The sequence below is a fragment of the Plantibacter sp. PA-3-X8 genome (assembly GCF_003856975.1).
GTDB classification, from domain to species: domain Bacteria; phylum Actinomycetota; class Actinomycetes; order Actinomycetales; family Microbacteriaceae; genus Plantibacter; species Plantibacter auratus.
Genome location: NZ_CP033107.1, coordinates 1,873,918 through 1,890,731 on the forward strand (window position 1 = coordinate 1,873,918; position 16,814 = coordinate 1,890,731).

The window sequence follows — 16,814 nt, forward strand, 5'->3', positions numbered from 1 at the left end:
TCCGGCTCGAGCCGGTGCTCGGGACGGTGGTCAGCGGACGACGTCGGGTTCGACGACCGAGTAGGTGACCCGCACGCCGGCCGCCGTCTGCTCGACGCGGTCGGCCGCGTAGTCGCCCTGGATCGAGCGGATGGAGTCGGCCAGACGGCCGTCGCCCGCCTCGGTGCCGGTGCGGAGCACCATGGTCCGGCGCACGTCGCCCGTCTCACCGTCGAGCACCGGGGTGCTCTCGAGCCTGACCGGCGTCGTGGCGAGCACCTGTCCGAGGGCGAGCAGGGCGCGGGAGTCGAGCTGGCCGTCGCTCACGGTCTGCGCGGCCTCCGCCGAGACGCTGAGCGAGGGGTTCAGCAGGAGCTGCGCGCCGAGCGCTGCCCGAGCCGCCGTTCGTCCGGCAGCCTGCTCGGCTGCCGCGTCGAGACCGTCGGCGTCGATGCGGCGGACCTCGACGGCCTGCGTCCCGGAGCCGAAGGTCGCGACGAGCTCGGAGTTGTCGATCGCACCCTTCACCTCGGGGAAGGTGGTCGGGAAGGTCCGCATCGAGTCGGTCGTGACGATGTAGTCGGCGTCGCGCCAGCCGTTGGGCGACTGAGCCTGGACGGCGGAGTCGGTGTCCATCTTGTAGTACCAGATGACGTTGTCGCGATCGAAGCCGCTCTCGACGAGGTCGACCCACATCGCGTCGTCGACGATCACGCGGGACTCCTTCGGCACATTGGTCTGGACCCACTGCTGAGCCTGCCGGACCGGCTTGTCGAGGTCGGCGAGGAGGAAGCCGCGGAGCTGGGTCGCCGTGTTCGGGACGGCGACGACGGCTGCCGCGAGCACGGCGGCGACCCAGACGGCTCCGGCCGCGCGTCCGCCGAGAAGACGACGGCGCGGTGCACCGGCCTCGACGGTCGAGCGGCGACGGAACTGTCGGATGGCCGCGCCGGTCACGCCCATGATGAGGATCGTCATGAACGGCAGCAGCATGATGACGTACGGCACCGGCAGGTAGCCGCCTGGGCGCAGCATGAAGAGGCCGAGGAAGACGGTCATCGCGGCGATGACACGCAGTCGCGAGATGAAGAGCCCGGCGACGGCGGCCACCGCTCCGGCGACGAGGAGGGCCGCGTCCAACTGCCACCACATGCCGAGGGTCTTCGCCGACAGGCTCTCCGGGTCGAACAGCGACCCGCTCGCGACGCGGGATCCGAGCTGGAAGAAGACGCCGCCGAGGAGGCTCACCCGGTCAGGGCCGGGAATGAGCTCGCCCTTGATGGCGGCGAAGAGCACGTACGTGAAGCCGATGACGACGACGATCGTCGCGGCGACCGGCAGCGTGTACCGGCGGGTCTCCTTCCGAGCGGCCCGCCACATCGTCCAGGCGAGGAAGGGCAGCGCGAGCAGGAAGGTCTCCTTGCTCAGTACGGCGATGCCGAACGCGGCGGCGGAACCCGCGAAGCCGACGAGCTGGTGCTTGCGGCTCGTCGCGAGGATGAAGGCACCGAGGAGCCAGGGCACCGCGACGTTGTCGAGGTAGACGGTGCGGTGGAACTGCACGGCGAGCGGCGAGATCGCGAACACGAGTGCGGCGACGGCGGCCATGGCCCGGCTGAGGTGCAGGCGGCGGGCGAGGACCCACACGAGCACGACGGCGATGAGCGTCGCGACCAGCATGGCCTCACGTGCCGCGACCACGGCGATGTCGTAGCGGTCGAACGCGCCGGTCAGCCCCGTGTAGGCCGCGATCTGCAGCCAGCCGAGCGGTGGGTGGTCGTACCAGTAGGTGTAGTGGGCGAGTTCGCCGAGCTTCAGCACGCTCCACGCCTGGGCGGTGTAGGTGCCCTCGTCGTCGATGCGCTGCGGGGATCCGCCCATGTTCATGGCCTGCACGACGGCGGCGATGGCGAGCACGGGCAGGAGGAAGGCCAGGGTGCGACCGTGGCGCGAGAGCCAGCGGCGCACGACGCCGGGGCCTCGCTGTGCCGGTGGCCCTGAGGTGAGCCAGCCGAGGCTGTCGCTCTCCAGGTGGAGCTCTGGTCGGCCGGGGGCGGCCGGTCGTTCGAGGATGCCGGTCATCGGGTTGCTCCGTTCTGGAGGACGAGCTCGGGTGCGCGGTCGGGCAGGTCGACGGAGACGGGAGCGGCCTCGGTGGCCTCGGCGACCTCCTCGCTGCGGTGGGCGCCGGTGTGCTCCGTCTTCTCCCAGGAGTGGTCGCCCTTCCACTCGCGGAAGACGGAACGGACGGCGGCCAGGCCGAGGAAGATCTGGTACGGGAAGGTGCCGAGGATCAGCCGGGCGTAGTCGCGGAGGCGGACCTTCTGGCCGTAGAGGCGGCCGAACTCGCCGAGCCCGGAGGCCTCCACCGCGAGGGTGACGATCGTCGGCGCGAGCGGGATGAAGGTGAGGAGCGCGATCGGCGCGGGGACCTTCGCGAACAGCACCAGCAGGACCGAGACGGGGATGAGGAGCCCGGTCGCCGCCTGGAGGAACGGCATCGACAGCAGGTAGCGGGCGAACATGCGCTGACGGAACGTCGGCAGCTTGCGCCATTCGCCCTTCTTCAGGACCTGCAGGAATCCCTGGTTCCAGCGCGTGCGCTGCTTGTAGAGCGACTGCAGGGTGCCTGGCGTCTCCTCGCGGGTGACGACCTCCGGGCTATAGGCCACGACGACCGTCGCGCCGGCGCTCGAGAGTCGGACGCCGAGCTCGCAGTCCTCAGCGAGGCAGCCGTCGTCCCAGCCTTCCGACCAGTCGAGCCAGGTCTTCTTCACGAACACCGTGTTGCCGCCGAGCGGGATGAAGCGGGAGTTCGCGTGGAAGTGCAGGCGCGACCGGAACCAGAAGTAGTACTCGAGCACGTTCCGGAGTGACCACCAGCTCGACTGGAAGTTCATGAGCTGCACGCCGCCCTGGACGACGTCGGCGCCGCTCTCGGTGAAGCGGGAGTCCACGAGCGTGAGCAGGCGCGGATGCACCTCGTCCTCGGCGTCGAACACGCCCACGACGTCGCCACGGGCGATCTGCAGCGCCCGGTTGAGGGCCTTGGGCTTGTTCTTCGGCACGCTGTCGTCGACGACCACTTTGATGAGGTCGGGGTGCCGGGCGGCGGCCTCGCGGACGACGCGCTCGGTCCCCGGGTCGTCGTGGCCCACGATCGCGATGATCTCGAAGTCGGGGTGGTCCTGTTCGGCGAGGCGGTCGAGGGTCTGACCCATGACCTCCTCCTCATGCCGACCGGGGACGAGCAGGGTGAAGGAGTGTTTGGCGGGCAGCGGGACCGCGGCGAACCCCGTGTTCTTCAGGTGGCCTGTCGACCGCCAGGCGTGGAGCATCCAGTAGAGCGTGGTGACGGCGATGATCGTCAGCGCGGCGGCGAACAGCAGCATGGTGCCGTAGCCGAGCCACTCACCGATGCTCCAGGAGCCGGGGTCGGCCGCCGACGCCGGGTCCACCAGGGTGCCGCGGTTCGGCAGCGGTTCCGTGGGTGCCGCGGGCTGCGGGGTCAGCAGGGGAGCGGGCTCGTCCGCGGCGGCGAACGGGCGGGAGGGGATGAGCGCGAGCGCTCCGAGCAGCGGTGCGAGTGCGGGTGCCATCAGGACAGGCCTCCAGAGGTCGGCAGTGCGTGGGTCGGTGCGGATCGACGAGGGGTCGTGGTGCGCGGTGCGGCGGCGGGTGCCGATGCGGCCGGGCTCGAAACAGTCGTCTCCTGCGTCGTCGTGCTGCGACGGCGATCGGTCGCCGACTCGGCGGGTCGGAAGACGACGAAGCGGTAGGCGAGGAAGCGGAACACCATGCCGAGGACGAGTCCGACGCCGTTGCCCGCGATGTTGTCGGCGAGCGGCGTGGTGTAGCCGAGGACGTAGTGCGAGACGAAGAGACACCCCGCCGCGATCCCGAGGCCGAGGACGTTCATGAGCGCGAAGAGGGCGCCCTCCTTCCATACCGCGCGGCGGTGCTCGGTCCGGAACGTCAGCGCCCGGTTGCCGAGCCACGCGACGATCGTGGCGACGGCGACGGAGATCACCTTCGCGCCGATCGGCTTGTCGTCGAGCACGGTGAACCGGAGGAGGTTGTACACGCCGACGTCCACGACGAACGCGGTGCCACCGACGAGGCCGAAGGTGACCAGCTGGGAGACGAGCTTGGGGAGACGCAACGGCTGGCGTGCACGGCGGGGACGCGTTCCCGGAGCGACGGATCGTTCGGGGACGGACGGCTGGCTCGGGTGCACGACGGAAGATTCGGGCTTCGCGGTCATGCACGCCGTTCGGGGGCAGCGCGAACCGCGGTTTGGTCGATTCCGCCGCCGCCCAGGGCTTTGCCAGGTTCACGAAACAGGGCTGAAATCCCTTGATTTTCCGCGGAAGTTGACGTATTCGCGAGGGCATGGGGGACAACACCGAGGCCCCCTGAACTGGGCCTTCGCCCGCCCGTCAACCGGCACGACGGCGATCCTTCGGTCGCCTACGATGGGGGCAACGCCCGGTGTGCTCGGGCGTCGTGATGCCCTGATTCGAGGGTGCGCGAGACGACCGGCACAGAGGGAGACATCTGGTGGGAAAGCTGATCTACGGGAGTTCATCGCGAGAACTCGAACTCGACGACCGGATGCTCGCGCACGTGAAGTCGATCGCGGTCATGAAGCTGCGGCGCAACGAGTCCTTCACGATCTCCTGGCCGCGCTCGCTCGAGACCGGTGGCGGACGCGTGACGATCTGGGTGCACCCCTCGATCTCGTTGCAGTTCGAGTTCGACCAGGAGGAGCGTCCGGAGCTCAACCGCAGCTGGCTCGAGTCGATGATGCAGGACGCCAACAAGACCGGCGACCTCGCCATCGGACGTGAGGTCCCCGACATCGACCAGCGGGCGCGCCCGACCAACGTCAGCGAACCCCGCCCCCGGAAGTCCTCCGCGTGAGCGACCGGGTGATCGTCCTCACCGGCGCCAGCGACGGCATCGGTGCTGCGGCCGCGAAGGCGTTGACGGACGCGGGCGAGCAGGTCGTGGTGGTCGGGCGGTCCCCGGAGAAGACCGCGGCCGTCGCGCAGCGGATCGGGGCTGCCTCGTTCATCTCCGACTTCGCCGAACTGGCGCAGGTGCGGCTCCTCGCCGAACAGCTCCTCGAGCGGTACCCGCGGATCGACGTCCTCGCCAACAACGCCGGCGGGATCTTCGGCGCCGACCGCCGGGTCACGGCCGACGGCCACGAGCAGACGTTCCAGATCAACTACCTGGCACCCGCGCTCCTCACCCACCTCCTGCTGGACCGCCTCCTCGAGTCCGAGGCGACGGTGATCAACACCTCGAGCGTCGCCAACCGCCTGTTCGGGAAGCTCGACCTCGACGACCTCGACGCCGAACGCTCCTACTCGCCCACGCGTGCCTATGGCAACGCGAAGCTGGCGCAGATCCTCTTCACGAAGGAGCTCGACCGCCGGTACGGCCCGCGCGGACTGTCCGCCGCGGCGTTCCACCCGGGGGTCATCTCGACGAACTTCTCCAGCGCGCCCGACGGCGCGATGCGGTTCCTGTATGCGAACCCGCTCGGTCGTCGCCTGCTGAACACCCCCGAGGAGGGCGCCGACACCCTCTTCTGGCTCGCCGAGAGTCAGCCGGGCCTCGACTGGACCTCGGGCGGCTACTTCGTGAAGCGGAAGCCCGCACGCACGAACAAGCTCGCCGACGACGTCGCCCTCGCCCGCGGGCTCTGGGAACGGACCGCGGAGCTGCTCGCCGAGCACCGCTGAGCGGTCCCCTCGGTCCGTCTCAGTGGCTCCCGCGTCGCCGTTTCGTGGTGACGGGAGCCTAGGCTGGTGGAATGCGATGGAACGAGTGGACGACGGCGCTCGTCGTCGCCGGGATCCTCGCGCTCGCCGCGCTGCTGATGCTCCTGGTCCTCGGACCCGAGGCGCCGGTCGTGTGGGGACTCGTCTCCGGGGTGCTGCTCGCCCTCGTCGTCGGTGCCATGGCGTTCGTCAAGCGCGAGCGCTGACCCAGTCCGGGTAGACCTCTCCCGGTCACTGAGCTTGTCGAAGTGCCAGAAGGGACCTCCCTATCCTGTCCAGGCCTGAACGAGTCGGTCTCTGGTGCGCGAGGATGGACCAATGACGACGAAGCGCATCCTGTTCATCGGCGGCAGCGGCATCATCTCCTCGGCGTCGGTCGCCAGAGCGGTGTCGCTCGGCCATGACGTCACCGTCCTGAACCGCGGCCTGTCCCACGTCCGCCCCCTCCCCGAGGAGGTCGAGCTCCTCCGCGCGGACGTGCGCGACACCGACGCGGTGACCGAGACGCTCGGCTCGCGCGAGTTCGACGTCGTGGCGCAGTTCACCGCGTTCACGCCACCGCAGGTGCAGGCGGACATCGACCGCTTCGCCGGTCGGATCGGCCAGTACGTGTTCGTCAGCTCCGCTTCTGCCTACCAGAAGCCGCCACAGCGCCTGCCCGTCGTGGAGTCGACGCCGCTCCGGAACCCGTTCTCCCAGTACGCGCGCGACAAGATCTCCTGCGAGGACGTCCTCGTCCACGCCTACCGCGAGCAGGGGTTCCCGGCGACGATCGTGCGCCCGTCACACACCTACGACCGGACGCTCATCCCCACGATGGGACGGCGCACCGACCTCGACCGCATGCGCGCGGGCAAGCCGGTGGTCGTCCACGGCGACGGGACGACCCGCTGGACCATCACCCACACCGAGGACTTCGCGGTCGGGTTCGTCGGTCTGCTCGGACGCCGCGACGTGCTGGGCGAGGCGTTCCACATCACGGGCGACCACGCACCGAGCTGGAACGACATCACCCGGTGGATTGCGGAGGCGGCCGGCGTGGAGGCCGACATCGTGCACGTGCCGTCCGACGTCATCGCGGAGGTCCACCCGCCGCTCGGGCCGACGCTCCTCGGCGACAAGGCGTTCCCGATGGTCTTCGACAACACGCGCATCCGCAGTCTCGTGCCGGAGTTCCGGCCCACCATTCCGTTCTGGGACGGCGCGGCGGAGATGGTCGCGTTCCACGACGCGAACCCGCACTGGCAGCCGGCCGAGCCGGAGCTCGACGCCGCCTTCGACCGGATGGTCGCCGCCGTCGGTCACTGAGCGGCAGTCGGTCACTGAGCGATCTGCGGTCCCTGAGCGATCTGCGGTCCCTGAGCTTGTCGAAGGGCGGCCCTCGGTCAAGCACAGGAACCGGGACACCGGTCACGCCCTTCGACAGGCTCAGGAACCGGCGGGGGCGGCCTCCGCGGCCCGGAGGTCCTTGCGGAGGATCTTGCCTGACGCCGACTTCGGGATGGCGTCGACGAACGCCACGCGCCGGATCTTCTTGTGCGGCGCGACGCGCTCCGTGACCCACGCCATGAGCGCCTCGGCGGTGACGTCCTGGCCCGGTTGCAGGACCACGAACGCTTTCGGCACCTCTTGGCCCTCGTCGTCGAGCACCCCGATGACGGCCGCGTCGGCGATCGCCGGGTGGCCGAGCAGCAGCGCCTCGAGCTCCGCCGGCGCCACCTGATAGCCGTGGTACTTGATGAGCTCCTTCAACCGCTCGATGATGCGCACGGTGCCGTCGCCGCGGACGGTCGCGATGTCGCCGGTGTGGAGGAAGCCGTCGTCCTCGAGGGTCTCGCGAGTGGCCTCCTCGTTGCCGAGGTACCCGAGCATGACGTTCGGGCCGGCGCAGAGCAGCTCGCCCGCCGCGCTCTCCTCGTCCGAGCCCTCCGCCGGGTAGTCCACCTCGGCGCCGGTCTCCGGATCGACGATCCGGCACTGCATGTTCGGGAGGGTCGTGCCGACGCTGTCGAGGGACGCCCCCTCGGCCTGGAACGCGATCGCGTGGCTGACCGGGCTGAGTTCCGTCATGCCGTAGCCCTGTCGCATCCGACAGCCCAGACGCTCCTCGACCGCCCGCCCGAGTGTCGCGTCCAGGGGCGCGGCACCGGAGAAGATCGTGTGGACGCTCGAGAGGTCGAACTCGTCGACGAGCGGGTGCTTCGCGAGCGCCACCGCGATCGGCGGGGCGATGAACACGTAGCTGCAGCGGAAGTCCTGGATGATCCGGAGGAACTCCGCCAGGTCGAACCGCGGCATGGTCACGAGCGAGGCACGCCGCGACAGCGCGAGGTTGAGCAGCACCGTCATGCCGTAGATGTGGAAGAACGGCAGGACCGCGAGGATCCGGTCGTCGGCGACCATGCCGAGCTGGGGGATCGACTGCTGCACGTTCGCGACGAGGTTCCGATGCGAGAGCATCACACCCTTCGGTCGACCCGTCGTGCCCGAGGAGTAGGGCAGCACCGCCACATGCGTGCCCGGGTCGAACGAGACGTCCGGCGCGGGGAGGCGGCGCATGAGGAGGTCGCTCAGCGACGCGTGCCCCTCCGCGCCGTCGAGGACGACGACGCGGTCGGAGGGGATCGCGCAGGCGCTCGCCGCAGCCCAGGCCTGGGGGAGCAGCGGGGAGACGGTGAACAGCATCGTCGCGCCCGCGTCCCGCAGCTGCGCCTCGATCTCCTCGGCGTTGTAGAGGCCGTTCACCGTCGTCGCCGTCGCGCCCGCGCGCAGGATGCCGTGGAACACGGTCGCGAAGGCGGGGACGTTCGGCGCGTGGAGGGCGACGACGTCGCCGACCCCGATGCCGGCCGCCGCGAGGGCGCCGGCGAGGGCGTTGATCTGGCCGATGAGCTGTCGGTAGCTCGTCTCGGCGCCCGTCGTGCCGTCGCGGAGGGCGATGCGGTCGAGGTCGCTCGGGGCGATGCCGCCGAACAGGGTGTCGTAGACGCTCAGGTCGGGGATCTCGACGTCGGGATGCGGGCTGGTGAACACGAGTGATCTCCTTCGAACACCGGTGATGGTGGAGTGAGTCTATCCACGCCGGGTGCTCGTTAGGCTGAACCCGTGAACGCGTCCCGCCCCATCCTCGGTCTCCTGCTCGACGTCGACGGCCCCATCGCCAGTCCGATCACTCGGACGATCAACCTCCCGAGCATCGCGCAGGACCTCGCGACGCTCGCGAACGCCGGGGTCCCGATCGCCTTCAACACCGGGCGGAGCGACGCGTTCCTCCGCGAGGTGGTGGTCCCACCGCTCCTGGCCGCTGGGCTCGCGGACGACGTCCGGCTCTACGGCATCTGCGAGAAGGGCGCCGTGTGGTTCGGGTTCTCGGCGGCGGGGGTCGACGAGCTGAGCCTCGATCAGGACGTCGCCATGCCGGAGGGGTACGGCGACGTCATCGAGCGCCTCGTCGACGAGCGGTACGCCGAGACGGTGTTCTTCGACCACACCAAGCGCGCGATGGTCTCGGTCGAGCAGCACGTCGAGGTGCCGGCAGCGGACTACGCGGTCGTGCGGAAGCACTTCGACGACGACGCCCGGGCCGAACTCGCCCGGCGCGGGTTCGGGGTCGAGCACGCGCCCGGCCGGTACCCGGACGACGCCGGCCTCGTGCAGTACCGCATCGATCCCACGATCATCTCCACCGACATCGAGTCGGTCCGGCTCGGCAAGGACCTCGGCGCCGAGCGCGCGCTCGAACTCCTCGAGGCCGACGGCGGCGCGCTCCCGCTCGCCTGGCGCACGGTCGGCGACTCCCGGAGCGACTACGCGATGGCCGACTGGTTGTTCGAGCACGGGTTCGAGGTCGCGCACGTGGACGTCCGCCCCGCCGACGGCGTGCCCGAGAAGCCCTACCCGGTGCTGACCCACCCGACGCTCATCCACGACGAGGCGGGCGCGGCCTTCCTGGCCCGCTGGGTCGCCATGGTGCAGGGGACCGCGACCGACGACGCCGACGTGAGCTGACGATGGCCGGCGAGGATGGGCGTCCGACGGGCCGCCGTCGACCCGGTCCGACGACGGAGCGAGGGCTCGACCGCGTCGTCAACTTCAGCGACGCCGTCGTCGCGATCGCGATCACGCTCATCATCCTCCCGCTCGTCGACCTCGCCCAGGAACACGACGACGGCTCCGTGGTCGCGTTCTTCGGCCACAACTGGACCGGCCTCGCCGCGGCCGCGCTGAGCTTCGTCGTCATCGCCAACTTCTGGCGCGACCACCACCGCCTGTTCGAGCGCACCGTCGGATACTCGACGCGGCTCGTGACCCTGAACTTCGTCTGGCTCGCCGGGATCGTGTTCCTGCCGCTGCCGACGGTGCTCCTCTTCGACGGGACGGGCGACGACCGCGGCGCCCCCACGCTCTACATCGCGACGATGCTCGTGTCGATGGTCGCGGTACGGCTCCAGCAGGTGGTCGTCGAGCGCGACGGGCTGCTCAGCGAGGAAGCGGCGGCCGCGGCGCGCCGACCGTGGCCGCTCGTGTGGTTCCCGACCGGCCTGATGCTGCTCGCCGGCGTCCTCGCCGCGACGGTGCCGGGGCTCGGTGCCCAGGCGCTGTACCTCCTGCTGCTGTCGCTCCCGATCGGGTGGATCAGTGGCCGGCGGCACCGGGACGCCCCTTCGACAAGCTCAGGGACCGGGGAACCTTCCGGTCCCTGAGCTTGTCGAAGGGTGGGGTGCGTCGGGTGGGGCTGCACTTCGACAGGCTCAGTGACCGGTGATGATGGCTCTCGGAGACCGGTGGTGGTGGCTCGGGGACCGGGGACCCTTCGGTCCGTGAGCGTGTTTCGGTCCCTGAGCTTGTCGAAGGGTGGGGTGAGTCCGGTGGTGCTGCACTTCGACAGGCTCAGTGACCGGTGGTGGCGGGCTCAGTGACCGGCGGCGGTGGCTCGGGGACCGGGGACCCTTCGGTCCGTGAGCGTGTTCCGGTCCCTGAGCTTGTCGAAGGGTGGGGTGAGTCGGGTGGGGCTGCACTTCGACAGGCTCAGTGACCGATGATGATGGCTCTCGGAGACCGGTGGTGGTGGCTCGGGGACCGGGGACCCTTCGGTCCGTGAGCGTGTTTCGGTCCCTGAGCTTGTCGAAGGGTGGGGTGCGTCGGGTGGGGTTGCACTTCGACAGGCTCAGTGACCGGTGGTGGTGGGCTCAGTGACCGGTGGTGGCGGGCTCAGTGACCGGCGGCGGTGGCTGAGGGACCGGTTGTGCCTCAGGGACCGGCAGCTTGCAGTCGGGTCAGGTCTGGCAGTGGGGACACCAGTAGGTGTCGCGGAGGGCGGTCGGGTCGGCGCCGAGTTTGCCCCGCTGGATCCGGGTGCCGCACCGCAGGCAGCGCTGACCGTCGCGTCCGTACACCCACGTCTTCCGGCCCGGCCGCGTGTCGCCCGTCGTGACCCGGTTGCGGCGGTCGCGATTGGCGTTGATGAGCCGGTAGCCGAGGCGTACGGCACCCGGCAGGTCGACCTCGGCGGTGGGCCTCGTCGGGAGGACGCCGCGGATGAAGCACAGCTCGTTGACGTACTCGTTGCCGAGCCCCGCGAGGTTGCGCTGGTCGAGCAGGGCGACGTGGATCTCGCGACCGTCGGCCTCGAGGTTGTGGATGGCACGCTCATCGTCCCAGTCCGGACCGAGGAGGTCGGGACCGAGCCAGCCGAAGCGCTCCTCGTCCTCGCGGGAGGGGAACACCTCGACGAGGCCGAGCTCGAACCCGACCGTCACCCAGTGCTGCGTCGACACGATCGCGCGGGCCTTCCACGCCGGCCGCCGCCAGTGCTCACCCGGCTGGTAGACGTGCCACAGCCCCTCCATCTTGAGGTGCGTGTGGAGCGTGTGGTCGCCGATATGGTGCAGGAGGTGCTTGCCACGCGGGATGACGTCGTGGACGACGTCGCCCCGCAGGTCGACGGTCGCGAAGGCAGGCACCCGCAGGTCAAAGCCGGTGACGACCTCGCCGGCGAGCGCCTGCCGCAACCGGTGCGCGGCTTGGAAGACCGTGTCACCCTCTGGCATGAACCGCTCCGTCCGTTCCGGCTACGGTGCCACCGGCAGGGTGTCCGGCGCAACCCGTGGCGGGACGGCCGCGAGCCGGTTCACCCACGCCGGAGCCGCAATCCACGCGGCGTCTCGACGAATCCGGCGTCGCGGAGGGCGTGGCCCGTCGGGGTGCCGAGCACGAAGGCGCCGTTGACCTGCTCGATGCCGAGCTTCTCGATGCGACCAGCGCGCACCGTGGACGCCAGGGAACGCGCCCCGGCGCGGAGCTGGTCATCGTCCTCAGAGAACACGAGCGCCGTCTTGCCACCGCGTTCCAGGTAGTAGACCGGCGCTCCGTCGACGAGGACGACGAGCGCACCCGCCTTCCGCCCCGGCCGGTGCTTCACCCCGGTGACCTCCTGGCCCGGCCAACCGAGGGCGGCGCCGTAGGGGTTCGCCGGGTCGGTCGCGGCGAGGGTGACGGCGTCGAGCGGTGGCTCGTCGTCGGTCCGGATGAACCCGCGCAGGCGGTCGACGGTGCCGGAGGAGGCGAACTGCGCCCCGCCGAGGCGTTCCACGAAGTATCCGCGACGGCAGCGACCGTTCTCCTCGAACTGCTTCAGCACGCGGTAGGCGAGGGCGAAGCCGCCAGTCACGCCCTCCGCGACGACGGAGCCGCGCGTCACGACCCCGTACCGTTCGAGCAGGGTCTCGCCCGTGGCGACGGCTCGGATGGTGGCGTCCTGCTCGGCCAGCGGCAGGATCGACCACCGGCCGCCGAGGGTCTGGCTCGCGCGCGTCGACATCGAGGGACGCTGCAGGTTGCGCCCGCGGTACAGCTTCGAGCGCGGGGTCTGCCGTTGCACCCGGTGCGCTGAGTTCCCCGAGCCGGAACCGACGAGCGTGCGGAGCGGCGAGAAGGTGTCGTTGGTGACGAGCCCGGCCCACACGAGCTCCCAGAGGGCGTCGACGAGGAGCTTGTCGTCCGTCGAGCCGACCGACTCCGCGAGCTGCCGGAAGAAGTACGCGCCGCCCCCGCCGAGCGTCGCGAGCAGTTCGGTCTGCAGGGCGTCCGGGGTGTGCGGCGTCGGAGCGAGGGGCAGCGTGAGGGGCGCCGTGTCGGCGAGGTGGAGCGCGACCCAGCCGTCGTTGCCGGGGATCGAACCGCTACCCGACCACACGACCTCGCCCGTCGCGGTGAGTTCGTCGAGCATGGCGGGACTGTAGTCGGCGACGCGCGAGGGCAGGATGAGCGACTCCCAGGCAGACGCCGGGATGGGCGCGCCGGCGAGCTGGTCGATGACCGTCGCGACGCCGTCGACGCCGCGGAGCGTCCCGCCGAGGTGCTGCCACACCGGCAGGAACCGGGCGAACGCCTGCTGCTCGACCGGCTCGACCTCGTGCCGCAGCGCGGCGAGCGAACGGATGCGGAGCTTGCGCAGCACGCCGGCGTCGCACCACTCCGTCGCATCGGTGGGGCTGCGGTCGGCGTCGTCGTCCTCGCCCACCTGCTGCCGGCCGGCGGGGAGGAACTCGCCCTTGACCACGCGGCCGGCGTCGGCCAGCCGGGCGAGCGTGTGCTGGACCACCGCAGTCCCGAGACCGAAGCGCCTGGCCGTCTGCCCGGTCGTGAACGGCCCGTGCGTGCGCGCGTGGCGGGCGAGGAGGTCGCCCAACGGATCGGCGACCGGCTCGGTGAACGCGACCGGTACGCCGATGGGCAGCGGGGTGCCGAGTGCGTCGCGGAGTCGGCCTGCGTCCTCGATCGCGGCGAAGCGCTCCTCGCCGGCGATGGGGACGCGGATGACGCGCTTCGAGCGTTCGAGTTCGGCGACGGCGGCCGCCGAGCGAGCCGGATCGGGGGCCCAGGCTTGCGGGTCGTCGCCACGACTCGCCTCGCCGTCGGCGGAGACGGTGACGCCGTCGAAGGTCGTCCGGGCCGCGATCTCGTCGATGGTGAGCGGGCCGAGCATCCGCAGCGCGTCGGCGACGCCCTCGATCCCCTTGAGTCGTCGCTCGGGGTCGAGACGCTGCAGCTCGAGCGCGGTCTGCTCGATGACGCCGGGGTCGAGGAGCTCGCGGAGTTCCACCCGACCGAGGAGTTCGCCGAGCATGGTGCTGTCGACCGCGAGCGCCGCGGCCCGACGCTCGGCCAACGGGCTGTCGCCCTCGTACATGAACGCGCCGACGTAGCCGAACAGGAGCGAACGGGCGTAGGGCGAGGGCTGATCGGTCGTGGTCTCGACGATGCGGATCGCGCGCGACTGCAGCTCACGCGCGAGGTGGTCGAGGGCCGGGAGGTCGTACACGTCCTGGAGACACTCGCGGAGCGTCTCGAGGATGATCGGGAACGTCGGGTACTGCTTCGCGACCTCGAGGAGCTGCGCCGACCGCTGGCGCTGCTGCCAGAGCGGCGAGCGTTTCTGCGGCGAGTAGTTCGGGAGCAGGAGGGCACGGGCGGCGCACTCGCGGAACCGCGAGGCGAACAATGCCGAGCCGCCGACCTCCTGCGTGACGAGGGCGTCGAGCTCCTCCGGTTCGAAGACGAAGAGTTCCGCTCCCGGCGGCTCGCTCTCGGTGTCGGGGAGGCGGACGATGATGCCGTCGTCGCTCGCCACCGCCGAGCCGTCGACCCCCAGCCGCTCCTGCACCCGGGCGCCGACCGCGAGCGCCCAGGGGGCGTGCACACGGAGTCCGTAGGGGGAGTGGAGGATGACCCGCCAGTCGCCGAGTTCGTCGCGTGAACGTTCGACGACGAGGGTCGTGTCGTTCGGGACGACGCCCGTCGCCTCGCGCTGCTCGCGGACGTAGGCGACGAGGTTGCTGATGGCTCGCTCGTCGAGGCCGGCCGCTTCGAGACGTGGGGTGGAGCCCGTTCCGGTGGTGTCGAGCTCGCGCACGAAGGCGCCGATGGCGCGACCGAGCTCGGCCGGGCGACCGATGCCGTCGCCCTTCCAGAACGGCAGTCGCCCCGGCTGGCCGAACGCCGGCGTCACGAGCACGCGGTCGTGGGTGATCTCCTGGATGCGCCAGCTCGTGGCGCCGAGGGCGAAGACGTCGCCGACGCGGGACTCGTAGACCATCTCCTCGTCGAGCTCGCCGACGCGCGCGCCGGCACCCGACTCGCCGACCATGAAGACGCCGAAGAGCCCGCGGTCGGGGATGGTGCCGCCGCTCGTGACGGCGAGGCGCTGCGCTCCCGGTCGCCCGGTCAGGACCCCGGCGTCGCGATCCCAGACGATCCGCGGGCGCAGCTCGGCGAAGGCGTCGGAGGGGTAGCGTCCGGCCAGGAGGTCGAGCGTCGCCTCGAAGGCCGAGCGGGGCAGGGAGGCGAACGGGGCACTGCGCTTGACCGTCTCGAACCAGTCCTCCACGCCGAGTTCGTCGAGCGCGACCGCAGCGACCGTCTGCTGCGCGAGGATGTCGAGCGGGTTCGAGGGGACCTCGATCGCCTCGATGAGCCCGGCCTCCATCCGCTCGGTCGCGACCGTGGTGCTGATGAGGTCGGCGCGGTGCTTCGGGAACAGGACGCCGCGGGAGACCTCGCCCACCTGGTGGCCGGCGCGGCCGACCCGCTGCAGGCCGCTCGCGACGCTCGGCGGGGACTCCACCTGGATGACGAGGTCGACCTCGCCCATGTCGATGCCGAGCTCGAGGCTCGAGGTCGCGACCACGCAGCGCAGGCGTCCGGACTTGAGGTCCTCCTCGATGCCCGCGCGCTGCTCCTTGGAGACGGATCCGTGGTGGGCGCGTGCGAGGAGGGGGATGTCGTCGTCGCTCTCCTCGGTTGCCGGCCGGGCGGCTGCGGCCGCGACGCTCGTCGAGCCTCGGGTCTGGCCGCTCTGGGCCATGAGCTGCGCCGGTGGACGCCCGGCACCGGGGGTCGTGAGGGTGGCGTCGCTGAGTCGGGCCTCGTTGATCTCGTTGAGCCGGGCCGTGAGCCGCTCCGCCAGCCGACGGGAGTTGGCGAACACGATGGTGGAGCGGTGCGCGAGCACGCGGTCGACGATCGCCTCCTCGACGTGCGGCCAGATGCTGCCGACGCGGTCTTCGCCGCCGCCGTCGCTGTTCGGGGTGTACCCGGTGAACCCGCCACCGCTGCCGTCGTCGTCGGCCTCGCCGGGTGTCCGCATGCCGGCGTCGGGGTCGGTCATGTCGTCGACCGGGACGACCACGTGCAGGTCGAAGGTCTTCGCGGCCGGCGGGGCCACGATCTCGACCGGTGCGCGGCCTCCGAGGAACCGCGCGACCTCCTCGGCGGGGCGCACCGTGGCGGAGAGCCCGATGCGCTGCACGGGCTTCTCGAGCATGGCGTCGAGCCGCTCGAGCGACACCGCGAGGTGCGCGCCGCGCTTCGTCGAGGCGACGGCGTGGATCTCGTCGATGATGACGGTGTCGACCGTGCGGAGGGTTTCCCGCGCCGCGCTCGTGAGCATGAGGAAGAGTGACTCGGGGGTGGTGATGAGGATGTCCGGTGGCTCTTTGGCCATCGCCCGGCGGTCGGCGGACGGGGTGTCGCCCGAGCGGACGCCGACACTGATGGTGGGTGGCTCGGTGCCGAGGCGGCGTGCCGCCTGGGCGATGCCGACGAGCGGGGTGCGGAGGTTGCGCTCGACGTCGACGCCGAGGGCCTTCAGCGGCGAGATGTAGAGGACACGGGTGCCGCGGGAGCGCTCACGTTGGGCGGCGGCGGCCTCCGCTTCGTCGGCCTCGAGCCCGGTGAGCGGGACGCCGGTGCGCGGCCGGACGGCGTGCTCGGCGATGGCCTCGGAGAGCAGGCGGTCGATCGACCAGAGGAACGCTGACAGGGTCTTGCCCGAACCGGTCGGCGCGACGACGAGGGCGTTGGCGCCGCGGGAGATCGCGTCCCAGGCACCCGCCTGCGCCGGCGTGGGCGCGACGAACGCCCCCTCGAACCAGTCGCGCGTCGCGGGGGAGAAGCGCTCGAGCACCTCGGTCATGGGTTCCATCATCCTGCACCCCACCGACACCGCGACCGGCGTCGCGCGCGGCCGCGTGGCCCCGTATG

At 71.0% G+C, this 16,814-nt stretch carries 12 protein-coding genes; 6 read left to right on the top strand and 6 right to left on the bottom strand.

Annotated features, from left to right (window positions below; genetic code table 11):
- Positions 1–30 precede the first annotated feature (30 nt).
- The 3 genes from EAO79_RS08930 to EAO79_RS08940 are packed head-to-tail and all read right to left on the bottom strand — an operon-like array spanning position 31 to position 4,243.
- On the bottom strand, positions 31–2,061 hold the full coding sequence (locus EAO79_RS08930; protein ID WP_124768769.1) for a glycosyltransferase family 39 protein: 2,031 nt from the start codon (positions 2,059–2,061) through the stop codon (positions 31–33).
- The gene (locus tag EAO79_RS08935) at positions 2,058–3,578 is read right to left on the bottom strand and encodes a glycosyltransferase family 2 protein (protein ID WP_241161027.1); all 1,521 of its coding nucleotides are present in this window, start codon (positions 3,576–3,578) and stop codon (positions 2,058–2,060) included. The genes EAO79_RS08930 and EAO79_RS08935 overlap by 4 nt, the downstream gene beginning before the upstream one ends.
- Complete coding sequence (locus EAO79_RS08940; protein WP_124768770.1) at positions 3,578–4,243, bottom strand: GtrA family protein; 666 nt, start codon at positions 4,241–4,243, stop codon at positions 3,578–3,580. The genes EAO79_RS08935 and EAO79_RS08940 overlap by 1 nt, the downstream gene beginning before the upstream one ends.
- Positions 4,244–4,539: 296 nt before the next feature.
- Between EAO79_RS08940 and EAO79_RS08945 the strand changes: the two genes are divergently transcribed.
- The 4 genes from EAO79_RS08945 (at position 4,540) to EAO79_RS08955 (ending at position 7,079) form a co-directional block, all read left to right on the top strand.
- Positions 4,540–4,902 carry a hypothetical protein gene (locus EAO79_RS08945; protein WP_079705204.1) on the top strand — a complete coding sequence of 121 codons (363 nt, stop codon included), beginning with the start codon at positions 4,540–4,542 and terminating at the stop codon, positions 4,900–4,902.
- The gene (locus EAO79_RS08950; RefSeq protein ID WP_124768771.1) at positions 4,899–5,732 is read left to right on the top strand and encodes an SDR family NAD(P)-dependent oxidoreductase; all 834 of its coding nucleotides are present in this window, start codon (positions 4,899–4,901) and stop codon (positions 5,730–5,732) included. The genes EAO79_RS08945 and EAO79_RS08950 overlap by 4 nt, the downstream gene beginning before the upstream one ends.
- Before the next feature lie 71 nt (positions 5,733–5,803).
- Positions 5,804–5,977, top strand: coding sequence for a hypothetical protein (locus EAO79_RS19075; protein ID WP_164486924.1), 174 nt, complete (start codon positions 5,804–5,806; stop codon positions 5,975–5,977).
- 112 nt (positions 5,978–6,089) lie between these two features.
- Positions 6,090–7,079 carry an NAD-dependent epimerase/dehydratase family protein gene (locus EAO79_RS08955; RefSeq protein ID WP_124768772.1) on the top strand — a complete coding sequence of 330 codons (990 nt, stop codon included), beginning with the start codon at positions 6,090–6,092 and terminating at the stop codon, positions 7,077–7,079.
- Positions 7,080–7,199: 120 nt separating this feature from the next.
- Here EAO79_RS08955 and EAO79_RS08960 read toward each other — a convergent pair whose 3' ends face one another.
- Positions 7,200–8,804 (bottom strand): AMP-binding protein, encoded by a 1,605-nt coding sequence (locus EAO79_RS08960; protein WP_206428312.1) that lies wholly within the window; start codon positions 8,802–8,804, stop codon positions 7,200–7,202.
- Between the two features lie 72 nt (positions 8,805–8,876).
- Here EAO79_RS08960 and EAO79_RS08965 point away from each other — a divergent pair, with 72 nt between their 5' ends.
- Together EAO79_RS08965 and EAO79_RS08970 are read left to right on the top strand one after the other, a co-directional pair.
- Complete coding sequence (locus EAO79_RS08965) at positions 8,877–9,779, top strand: hypothetical protein (protein ID WP_124768774.1); 903 nt, start codon at positions 8,877–8,879, stop codon at positions 9,777–9,779.
- Between the two features lie 2 nt (positions 9,780–9,781).
- Positions 9,782–10,474 carry a TMEM175 family protein gene (locus EAO79_RS08970; protein WP_124768775.1) on the top strand — a complete coding sequence of 231 codons (693 nt, stop codon included), beginning with the start codon at positions 9,782–9,784 and terminating at the stop codon, positions 10,472–10,474.
- 573 nt (positions 10,475–11,047) lie between these two features.
- Here EAO79_RS08970 and EAO79_RS08975 read toward each other — a convergent pair.
- Positions 11,048–11,821 carry a DNA-formamidopyrimidine glycosylase family protein gene (locus tag EAO79_RS08975; protein WP_124768776.1) on the bottom strand — a complete coding sequence of 258 codons (774 nt, stop codon included), beginning with the start codon at positions 11,819–11,821 and terminating at the stop codon, positions 11,048–11,050.
- Between the two features lie 80 nt (positions 11,822–11,901).
- Positions 11,902–16,746 (bottom strand): ATP-dependent helicase, encoded by a 4,845-nt coding sequence (locus EAO79_RS08980; RefSeq protein ID WP_124768777.1) that lies wholly within the window; start codon positions 16,744–16,746, stop codon positions 11,902–11,904.
- Positions 16,747–16,814: the final 68 nt, after the last annotated feature.

Bases quoted from the DNA above. Each gene is read 5' to 3' on its own strand.
- EAO79_RS08930 (WP_124768769.1), bottom strand. From the start codon at position 2,061: ATGACCGGCATCCTCGAACGACCGGCCGCCCCCGGCCGACCAGAGCTC.
- EAO79_RS08935 (WP_241161027.1), bottom strand. From the start codon at position 3,578: ATGGCACCCGCACTCGCACCGCTGCTCGGAGCGCTCGCGCTCATCCCC.
- EAO79_RS08940 (WP_124768770.1), bottom strand. From the start codon at position 4,243: ATGACCGCGAAGCCCGAATCTTCCGTCGTGCACCCGAGCCAGCCGTCC.
- EAO79_RS19075 (WP_164486924.1), top strand. From the start codon at position 5,804: ATGCGATGGAACGAGTGGACGACGGCGCTCGTCGTCGCCGGGATCCTC.
- EAO79_RS08955 (WP_124768772.1), top strand. From the start codon at position 6,090: ATGACGACGAAGCGCATCCTGTTCATCGGCGGCAGCGGCATCATCTCC.
- EAO79_RS08970 (WP_124768775.1), top strand. From the start codon at position 9,782: ATGGCCGGCGAGGATGGGCGTCCGACGGGCCGCCGTCGACCCGGTCCG.
- EAO79_RS08975 (WP_124768776.1), bottom strand. From the start codon at position 11,821: ATGCCAGAGGGTGACACGGTCTTCCAAGCCGCGCACCGGTTGCGGCAG.
- EAO79_RS08980 (WP_124768777.1), bottom strand. From the start codon at position 16,746: ATGACCGAGGTGCTCGAGCGCTTCTCCCCCGCGACGCGCGACTGGTTC.